Raw genomic sequence first — 8,228 nt, forward strand, 5'->3', positions numbered from 1 at the left:
ATGATGGATGTCATAAATAATATTCTTTCTTAGCCCAGGCCCGACCAGGCCGGGTAAGCGAACAATAAAAGCTGAGGGAAACTGCTGCTCAACAAACTGTTCAAGTTCACGACGATGGAGGCCATACGGATGAAGTCCGGCTGTTTCTACAGGCGTAGCTTCGTCAACACCCGAAGGATCTAGAAATACATCTACCGTGCTTATGAGAATAAACTTCTCGCATCGCACAGACGAGAGAGCATTGATCAGTTTTATAATACTGGCGCGATCCTCCTCGGGCTGCTGGTTCGCTAACCATTTCTTTGCTGGTGCACCAGCGCAGACCAGCAGGTCATAGTCTTGATTGTCAATCTCTTGAATATCCGTAGATCGGAAAAAGGAATCAAACTGATGCTGCTTCTTTAGCGTTGTGCCGACAAAGCCAGTGTGGCCAATCAGTCCATGGCGATCAGGGAAATCCATGCTCAACACCGCAGCTGTGGCAGATCATCAATCGATTCCAGTATATCGTAGATGTTGTCGATCTTCCCGCCAAGGACCGAATATAATCCAGGAGTCAAAGTGGATTCGCGAAAAAGGATGGGCCTTCCATCATCAGACTCATTCTTTTCAAGAACAGTCTTCACGTCAAAGAGTGATTCACGATATTTTGATTTGGCAAGCACAGGTAGATAGCGAGATGCGTCGCGTATCATCCGATCGACTCGTGTCTCTAGGGTTGACTGTTCAAGGACGTCATAAGGCGAAAGACCATATTTATCGATCCAGAATGAATGAGGGGTATAGCGGACATGAGAAAGGCTGTGACAAGCCTTCGCAGGGAAGGGCATGGTGGAGAAAAAAGGGCCATCCATCACTGTGACTCCGATCTTCTCTAGCTCAGGAGGTGGTTCGATCAAAGCGAGTTCTGTGATCTCATGCTTTAGGCGAAGGCGTCCTGAACTTTGTTTGGCCTCAACCTGAGAGAGTCCGCTGTAAGTGCAGTTAAAACCAATCGAATAGGACCTGCTCTCTTCGGCTCCTGATCCATCACGGGTGAGAACCTGAACAGTGTTTCCGATACCCGCTGTCGCATCAACGACTAGGTGTCCAAAATTACAGTTAATACCTGACGCTGCCAACTCTTGATTCGCCCAGCTTCTAAGCTTAACTGCATCAAATGCATATTCTTCAACCTTGTAAACAGCTTCAATCAATACTGGATTGAACAGCTGGCTGATCTCTGTTTCAGCTTCTTCCAGCGGGGCACCGATCTGTTCGCAAAATCTTCTGAATTGAAGGGGAGTGACCTTTGAGTTACGCCTGGCTATTGCATAGTATTTCTGAAAGTCGGATTTAACGCAATTACTCCAGTCTGAACAGAAACGGTGAAAATTCTGCCGGCTTCGAAAGGCAGTTACAAAGCTGCGGGGATAATGGTAACCGCTGTGAACACGTGTCTGATTTACAAATGAAGCTCGTGACAGCAACCTGTCTTCTCTTTCATAGATCTCGACATTCTCAACCCCTTTGACGCGTTTGAGGTACAACGCAATGACGACTCCGTAAAAGCCACCGCCTATGATGCACGCACTGCCAGTGGCTATCTCCATTGATGCAACCTACGACTTGAATAGAGACTGTTGGGCTTTGGGTATCATTGCGCCATCAACTTCTATGTTTAAGCGCTCTTTCCTGATCAGCCTGGCCGATGTGAACTCATCGGCTATGTAGTAAGCAGGCCCTGAGTTGGCTTTCCGGGAAATCTCAAGCACATACTCAGACAGCACGAGCAATACAAGTGAAATCAGAAAAAACATGCCGGACTGTTGCATGGAAAGACTTACCCAGCCTGGAGCAATATCTTCTTTGAATGCCCAGATGAATACAACGTAGACTGAATAGACAAAACTTGCGAATGCACCCACTGCAGACAGGGTGGTAGCGAGCCGCATTGGATTCTCGCTTGAGGACGTGACCAGCTGTATCCCCCTGGAAAGACTTTCACGCAGCTTGATCTTGTTTGCGCTACTCCTCTGCAGAGGTATTCTGATTGAAGTCCGCCGAAAGCCTGTCGTTGAAGCTAGGTTTCTGAACTTGATCTGTGGATCAGGAAACTGGAGTAGGTAGTTCACGACCCGTCTACTGATTGCGATCAAGCTTGTCGAGTATGAATTAAGGTCTAGACCGGTAGAGAGTTTAGTGGCGACACCAAAAATACGGTATAGCAGGATCCGGGGTAGACTTCTGCGCCCTTTCGGGAAAGTCCGCATTGTGAAAACTATGTCATTGCCATCGGCAGCTTTCCTCGTCATGGGCTCCAGCTGCTCTAGATCTCCGTGGCGTGGGTCAAGACAGACAACAACGTCGCCAAGACTATTTTCAACGCCAACCCACCTTGCCGTTAAGTCATCAACATGTCCAGCCAAGGTGTAAACTTGTAGATTAGCTTCCCCACCTTCTGATGTCAATCCGCGAAGTATCTTCGATGTCCCATCAGTCGATCCGTTGTCTACAATGACGATCTCATAATCACTGACGAGATGAGATGAAATGGCCCCAACATTCCTGACGACTTCTGGTATTTGCTCGGCATAATTTTGTACGACAAGGACAATGCTGAGCAGAACGGGTATTTCGGGTGAGCCCACAGCAAAGCCCTGTTGGTATGGCCACGATAGGCCAGCTGGATTGGTGGGCTGGGTGCCTCCGGCATGTCCAGCAAACAACTCCCCGTCTTCCCTGAAACGGCGTCCGTTGGTACCCATCGCAATCGCCTCAAGATTGCCCTACCGGATAGGTACACGAGCGGAAACGAGTTGCCGCTCGTGTACCTATCCGCCTGAAGGGGGGGCAGGCCCGGCCAGCTCAGCAACTCAATGCTCAGTCGGGAAGGGGCGTCAGCCCCCGCCTACCAGCTGCTGCCGCAGAGACTCAAGCGCCTTCTTCTGGGCCCGCTGCACCGACATGGCGCTGATCTCCAGCTGCGAGGCCGCCTGCCGGAGCGAGAGGCCCTCGAGGATGGTGAGCCGCAGAGCCGTGGCTTGAGCTGCCGGCAGCTGATCTACTAGCTGCTCCAGCGCCAGATCATCAGCGGGCCCGGCTGCTTCTTGCTCAGGGCTGGCCAGCTGATCGAGCAGGCACGGCTCGCCAGCTGCGTGGCCATCAAGGCTGATGTGACCCAGGGGGCACTGACCCTGCTCATGCAGCCGGCGTGGAATGCGCACCAGCCTCACCCGATCGCGCAGGTGATGCTGCAGGGCACCTGAGATGCAGCGGCGCAGATAGGGCTCTGCCGGCTCACCTGCTTTGCAGCGCAGCACAGAACGGAGCAGGGCTTCTCTAGCCACCTGGACCAGATCCTCCCGCTCAACCAAAGGGAAGAAGCGGCGGGCTACAGCTGAGGCAACGGCATCAGCCAGGGAGAGGTGCTGGAGCACTAGGGCATCGCGGGCACGGAGGGCAGAGCGGGAAAGTGGGGCAGCCATCTGGGGACGGCAGAGAACCCCACCCCCAACGGCCAGCCGCAGGGATGTGACAAGGACGCCCCACCGGGGCGCATGGCTAGATCCTTGACGCAGCAGGAGGCCTGGACGAGGGATTCAGGTGGGTGTTTGACGGCCTGGTGGCGACTTGCCCCAATGCCCCCGCTACGGTTAAAGGGTCCCAGCCCCCGGTTCTGCCGGCATGGCCTGTGGTGAATGACCTGCTGTCCCTGCCCCTGGCGGAACGCCTGAAGCTGGCCCAGGCCCTGTGGGACTCGATCGCGGCCGAGCAGAAGGACCCTGAGCTCACCGACTCCGATCGACAGCTGATCGATCAGCGGCTGGAGCGCTTCCTTGTAGACGGCGACCTTGGGCTGGCTGCCGATTCGGTGCTGGCTGCCCTGGAGCAGTCGCTCTGAGCAGGTCCCGCCACTCTCCGGTGACCGCTGGCTGCGCCTGACAGAATGGATTAAGACCTCTGATCTGGAGCGGGAGCGATGACTCAAGCCTTGTCGACCGCGGTTGCCACTGCTGCCCAGCTTCCTGAGGAGGAACAGGATGCTCTGGCGGCGATCCTGCTTGAGGAAATGGAATCGGAAGAGCGCTGGAGCGCACTCTTTGCCGACTCGCAGAATTTGCTGGAGCGGATGGCCAATGAAACCATTCAGGATTTCCAGGCCGGCCGGGTTCAGCCCATCGACCAGTTGCAGTGAACTCGGTTACGACCGACCAGTTCCGGCAGCTCTACATCCAGGCGCCCTTGGAGAGGAGGCGGAAAATCAAGCGCGCCTACCAACTGTGGCGAGATAACCCGTCGCACCCATCCCTCAGATTCAAGAAGGTTCACGCAACCCTGCCGATCTACTCAGCTCGTGTCGATCTCGATTGGCGCGCCGTAGGTGTGCTGAAGGACGGCACGTTGATTTGGTTCTGGGTGGGGTCACACAAGGCCTATGAGTCGTTGTTGCGCTCACTTTGAGGAGTCCACGAAATCTCCCTACAACACTGAAAACGTGTGCATGGTGGTGGACTCCATATGCCCATTCTGCTGCGCACAGCCCAGGCCTGAGAAAAAGGGGCTGAAGCCCTCAGAAGGGCAGCAGGGCCTCCAGTTCATGATTCGCGGCTGCTCGGCCTGGCGCTCGATCAGCAGCTCAACTCCTTTGGCAGAGAAGTGCAGCCGGCGGGCGGGATACCGGTGAACGGAGACAGGAACAGAAGCGAGAAGCGTGGCCATGGCAGAGCCAGCTCAGGACCTGGCCTCCCAGCGGGGCATTGACTCAGCGGCTGGAGCGCTTCCTGACAGGCGGTGACTCCGGCTTGGATGCCCATGCGGTGCTTGAGCAAAGTGCGTGAGCTGATCTATGGCTCGACGCCGAGCATTAGCTGCTGATCCGGTGGTCGGGTGACGGTGATCTGCTCAACTCTCACCAGCCTGGGCTGCTCATCGGCCGCTGCCTCGTAGCTGCCCTTCACCCGCACGGCGGCGTTGAGCATGCCGATGATTTGGCCGTCATAGGCGGGTTCGTAGATGCAGCGCATACCGACGCTTGCGCCGCGCCCTCTGATTTCAAAACGGCGGGCATCGAGGTCAACCTCCCGCACCACGCCTTCGAACTCACCGTTCGCCTTCATACGGCGGTTGCTGGGCGCGTTCAGGCTGCGTAGCAGGATCTGGCGGCTCTGCTTGGTGAGTGCCTGGGCCGGTCCAAGCTCTTCACTGGGCTGCGGGCCGCTGAGGAACAGTTCACTGATCGCCTTATTCTGGGCTGAGGGTGCCAGGCGCTTGGCTGCCACCATCAACGTGTCGCGTACGGCTGGATCGGGGAATTGCTCGTAGATGGCCTCACTGATCACACCGTCCTGGATCAGGCGTGGAATCGCCGGCAGGCTCTGCACCGCTGTCTGCACGGCCCGATAGAGGTCATCGCTAACTCCGGGCAGCACGGCCTGACCGTCAGCACCCGCGTCTCCGGGTCTTGGCACGCGCATGCCTACCACCAGGCTGCCGTAGGTCACCCCAGCTAGTTGGGGGTCGAGATCGGCGGGCCAGCGCACCTTCTTCTCCTCCATCCCGGCGATCGCCTTGGCCACCAACTGAATTTCCTTGCGCAGCCGGCCAAAGACATCCGTCACCCAAGACACCGGCGGCTCGCGGTGCGCGACCCCCGGGCCGCGGTAACGGGCGATCAGATCGGCGTTGTCGGCGAGCAGGGCATAGGAGAAGTTGACGCGGTAGTAACGGGTTAGCTCGGCGTAGAGAGGTTCGGTGAACTCCCGCGGATCCTTTCCGGAGCGGCGGGCAAGCTCCTGGGCTCCCAGGATTTCCTGATGGATCAGCCGCGCTTTGGCTTCCATTGCATCGAGCCAGCTGCTCATCAGTTCAACCTCACCACACCTTTGATGTGCTTGGCATCGAGGCCTTTCTCCAGCAGTTCCACGATGTCGATCACCTGGACCCTGCTCAATGCGTCCATGCCGTAGAACGCGGAATGGACGTACAGGCGGATCTGGTAGCGAGGGTGAAGCGTCTTGTGCGAGGTATAGAGATCAGCCCCATCCCAAAAGCTCTCTGCTGCGATCTCATCGAGAAGCAACACCGCCACGATCTCGGCTGGGCTTTCGTGCCGTGTAACGAAGGTGCCATCAAGCACCAGCGGTGGCAGTTGACCGGCGGCTTGCATCAGCTCATTCTCCACAAACCTTCTGAGCTGGGCGAGTAGCCGTCTACGGCAAGCGTTCCAGCCAAACAGCTCCTCCAGCTCTTCCAACGTGCAGCGATGGATGCCGGCCTCCAAATAGCCATGGGGATCAAAGCGTGGGGGCGCCATTCTTCAGGTGTCCTCAGTATTCCCATGGCTGAGCGACCTTGCGGTGTGGCTGGGCATGGCGCCGAGTTGCTGCGCGGTTTATACCCAGACCAGCAGTAGTTGGGTATCTCCTGGTGTGCCTTTGCAAGCGCTCCACTGCCTGCCGCACAGCTGGGCCTTGGGCTCATGCCACAGGCTGTCTCTGCTGCACCAGGTAGGCCTCGATCCAGTCGTGATGACGCTTCTGGCAGATCCGATCGGCGATGGAGCTGGCCTCCTGGGGCACCAGGAACCGCTTGCGGAACGCCTTGGTGAAGTCTTCCAGCGCCGGCCGGGGGAGCCCCCGCAGGGTGACGAGAATCTTGCCGGTTGTGGCCGGGTCGAGGGGCATCAGGCCCGGGTCGTCGCCAGCTTCCCTCCCAGAGCAAGGAGCTGGGGGTGATGGCCTGCGCTGGATTGACCGCGTGCCGTTGCTGGCACTGGGGGGCGCTTGGGAGCTGTCCCCTTCTGAGTGGGTGACCTGTCGCTGCTGCTTGTCGTAGAGGGCCAAGCCAAACGGGTTCCCAAAGGTCATCAGCGCCCTCTTCATGGCATCGGTTTCGGCCTCCTTGAGAGCGGATTCATGGGCCTGGCCCAGGTCGGCATCGATGCCATGGCCGGCTCCGCTGCCTTCTCGGATCACCTGAGAGCCTGCCCCTTCTCCAACGGTGATGCGAACGCGGGCGGTGTAGGTGACGCCCCAGCCGGATTTCTGGTCGCGGCCGATGGTGCGTTCGCTCTGGTTGGCGCAGCGGAGGGCGACGGTTTGCCGCTGCCAGCCATCAAAGCCAAAGATGCGGTTGGCTTCCGCGATGGCCTGCCAACCCTCCAGGTAGGTCAGGGAGCGGCCTGCTTGGCTACGGGTCTGAACCTTGGCGCGATCAAGGGGAGCAGAGAGAGCAGCGATCTGCTCGGCGGAGAACACGGTTGTGGTCATGGCGGTGAATTGGTTTGAGTTGATTGCGGATGAAGTGATCTGGGCCCGCTCCTGCAGCAGACCCATGTCGATGAGGGCCAGTGGCTGTTAGTGGATGCGCCAGCTGCGGCGGGTGAGCAGCTGGGCTCCTGTGATCTGGCGGCCGGCTTTGAGGGCCTCTTTGATGGCGGCCTTATCGGGCTGACTGGTGGTTTTGATGGCGAGCCATTCGGGATCGAGGGCGTCTTCGTCGTCGATCAGGACGGCCTGGGACTTGCGGCTGCTGAGCTCGTGATCGGGGAAGGAGAAGCGCGTAGCCGCCGGCTGCAGCTGGGTGAGGACAAAAATCAGCGACTCTTCCAGTGCATCAGCCCGGCCTGAATCACTACGGGCCAGATCGGTGAGCCGCTTGGCCTGCTGCTGGCGGTAGGCGGCCTGGCCGCGCAGGTGCTCGATCACCCAGCAGGTGGCATCGGCCTTGGCTGCCAAGGCCGCCTTGTTGCCCTCTTCTGCCAGCAGGGCCGCCTCCAGCTCTGCGAGGGCCAGGGCCCGCTGTTCGGGATCATCCGTTTCCAGCTGCTCAGCCAGCTGGGAGATAGCGGTGGTCAGCTCCTGGGCTTCGCTGCCCAGCTGCCAGAGCGAACTGGATCGCTGGAGGGAGCAGGCAGGACCTGCAGCTGGAAGAGCTAAATCGACGACAGGAATGGCGGTGGGAATAGGGGTAAGAACAGCCATGACGGTGAGAAGGCGATGGGGATGGGGATGGGAATGGACGGAATGACGGAACGGAGCGCCAGGGGCGCGAACGGCTTGGGGTGGGAGATCAGGAGCAGCCGACGCCAGCCGGCACGGCCCAGCGCCCGGCCGATGGGCAGACCTCTGCCACGCAGATCGGCACCGGGGAATGGGATGCCATGCGACGGGCTTCTCTCACCAGCGAGGCGGTGCCTGGGCCGCCGGGGAAAGCGACCACCAACACCGAAGCGAGCGAGCGGGGGG

9 protein-coding genes and 1 pseudogene are annotated in these 8,228 nt (G+C 58.5%); 2 read left to right on the forward strand and 8 right to left on the reverse strand.

Annotated features, from left to right (window positions below; translation table 11 throughout):
- The 4 genes and pseudogenes from KBZ15_RS13510 to KBZ15_RS13525 form a co-directional block, all read right to left on the reverse strand.
- A pseudogene (locus KBZ15_RS13510) lies at positions 1 to 462 on the reverse strand (pyridine nucleotide transhydrogenase); the annotation flags it as partial.
- Positions 463 to 464: 2 nt separating this feature from the next.
- On the reverse strand, positions 465 to 1,592 hold the full coding sequence (locus KBZ15_RS13515; protein ID WP_255015738.1) for an FAD-dependent oxidoreductase: 1,128 nt from the start codon (positions 1,590 to 1,592) through the stop codon (positions 465 to 467).
- A gap of 9 nt (positions 1,593 to 1,601) precedes the next feature.
- On the reverse strand, positions 1,602 to 2,747 hold the full coding sequence (locus KBZ15_RS13520) for a glycosyltransferase (RefSeq protein WP_255015739.1): 1,146 nt from the start codon (positions 2,745 to 2,747) through the stop codon (positions 1,602 to 1,604).
- 132 nt (positions 2,748 to 2,879) lie between these two features.
- Positions 2,880 to 3,467 carry a sigma-70 family RNA polymerase sigma factor gene (locus KBZ15_RS13525; RefSeq protein ID WP_255015740.1) on the reverse strand — a complete coding sequence of 196 codons (588 nt, stop codon included), beginning with the start codon at positions 3,465 to 3,467 and terminating at the stop codon, positions 2,880 to 2,882.
- Between the two features lie 209 nt (positions 3,468 to 3,676).
- On the opposite strand from KBZ15_RS13525, the gene KBZ15_RS13530 reads away from it, so the two are divergent.
- Together KBZ15_RS13530 and KBZ15_RS13535 are read left to right on the forward strand one after the other, a co-directional pair.
- The gene (locus tag KBZ15_RS13530) at positions 3,677 to 3,883 is read left to right on the forward strand and encodes an addiction module protein (RefSeq protein WP_255015741.1); all 207 of its coding nucleotides are present in this window, start codon (positions 3,677 to 3,679) and stop codon (positions 3,881 to 3,883) included.
- Positions 3,884 to 3,961: 78 nt separating this feature from the next.
- The gene (locus KBZ15_RS13535) at positions 3,962 to 4,177 is read left to right on the forward strand and encodes a hypothetical protein (protein ID WP_255015742.1); all 216 of its coding nucleotides are present in this window, start codon (positions 3,962 to 3,964) and stop codon (positions 4,175 to 4,177) included.
- Between the two features lie 649 nt (positions 4,178 to 4,826).
- Here KBZ15_RS13535 and KBZ15_RS13540 read toward each other — a convergent pair.
- The 4 genes from KBZ15_RS13540 to KBZ15_RS13555 form a co-directional block, all read right to left on the reverse strand.
- Complete coding sequence (locus KBZ15_RS13540; RefSeq protein WP_255015743.1) at positions 4,827 to 5,843, reverse strand: hypothetical protein; 1,017 nt, start codon at positions 5,841 to 5,843, stop codon at positions 4,827 to 4,829.
- Positions 5,843 to 6,295, reverse strand: a complete 453-nt coding sequence (locus tag KBZ15_RS13545; RefSeq protein ID WP_255015744.1) for a DUF6932 family protein — start codon at positions 6,293 to 6,295, stop codon at positions 5,843 to 5,845. The genes KBZ15_RS13540 and KBZ15_RS13545 overlap by 1 nt, the downstream gene beginning before the upstream one ends.
- 163 nt (positions 6,296 to 6,458) lie before the next feature.
- Positions 6,459 to 7,316, reverse strand: coding sequence for an RAD52 family DNA repair protein (locus tag KBZ15_RS13550; protein ID WP_255015745.1), 858 nt, complete (start codon positions 7,314 to 7,316; stop codon positions 6,459 to 6,461).
- 21 nt (positions 7,317 to 7,337) lie between these two features.
- Complete coding sequence (locus KBZ15_RS13555) at positions 7,338 to 7,964, reverse strand: siphovirus Gp157 family protein (protein WP_255015746.1); 627 nt, start codon at positions 7,962 to 7,964, stop codon at positions 7,338 to 7,340.
- Positions 7,965 to 8,228: the final 264 nt, after the last annotated feature.

Origin of the sequence: Cyanobium sp. BA20m-p-22, from assembly GCF_024346275.1 — a bacterium.
Classification (GTDB): domain Bacteria; phylum Cyanobacteriota; class Cyanobacteriia; order PCC-6307; family Cyanobiaceae; genus Cyanobium_A.

What these genes read in the sequence shown, in the direction of transcription:
- KBZ15_RS13515 (WP_255015738.1), bottom strand. Translation starts at nt 1,592, where the DNA reads ATGGAGATAGCCACTGGCAGTGCGTGCATCATAGGCGGTGGCTTTTAC.
- KBZ15_RS13520 (WP_255015739.1), bottom strand. Translation starts at nt 2,747, where the DNA reads ATGGGTACCAACGGACGCCGTTTCAGGGAAGACGGGGAGTTGTTTGCT.
- KBZ15_RS13525 (WP_255015740.1), bottom strand. Translation starts at nt 3,467, where the DNA reads ATGGCTGCCCCACTTTCCCGCTCTGCCCTCCGTGCCCGCGATGCCCTA.
- KBZ15_RS13535 (WP_255015742.1), top strand. Translation starts at nt 3,962, where the DNA reads ATGACTCAAGCCTTGTCGACCGCGGTTGCCACTGCTGCCCAGCTTCCT.
- KBZ15_RS13540 (WP_255015743.1), bottom strand. Translation starts at nt 5,843, where the DNA reads ATGAGCAGCTGGCTCGATGCAATGGAAGCCAAAGCGCGGCTGATCCAT.
- KBZ15_RS13545 (WP_255015744.1), bottom strand. Translation starts at nt 6,295, where the DNA reads ATGGCGCCCCCACGCTTTGATCCCCATGGCTATTTGGAGGCCGGCATC.
- KBZ15_RS13550 (WP_255015745.1), bottom strand. Translation starts at nt 7,316, where the DNA reads ATGGGTCTGCTGCAGGAGCGGGCCCAGATCACTTCATCCGCAATCAAC.
- KBZ15_RS13555 (WP_255015746.1), bottom strand. Translation starts at nt 7,964, where the DNA reads ATGGCTGTTCTTACCCCTATTCCCACCGCCATTCCTGTCGTCGATTTA.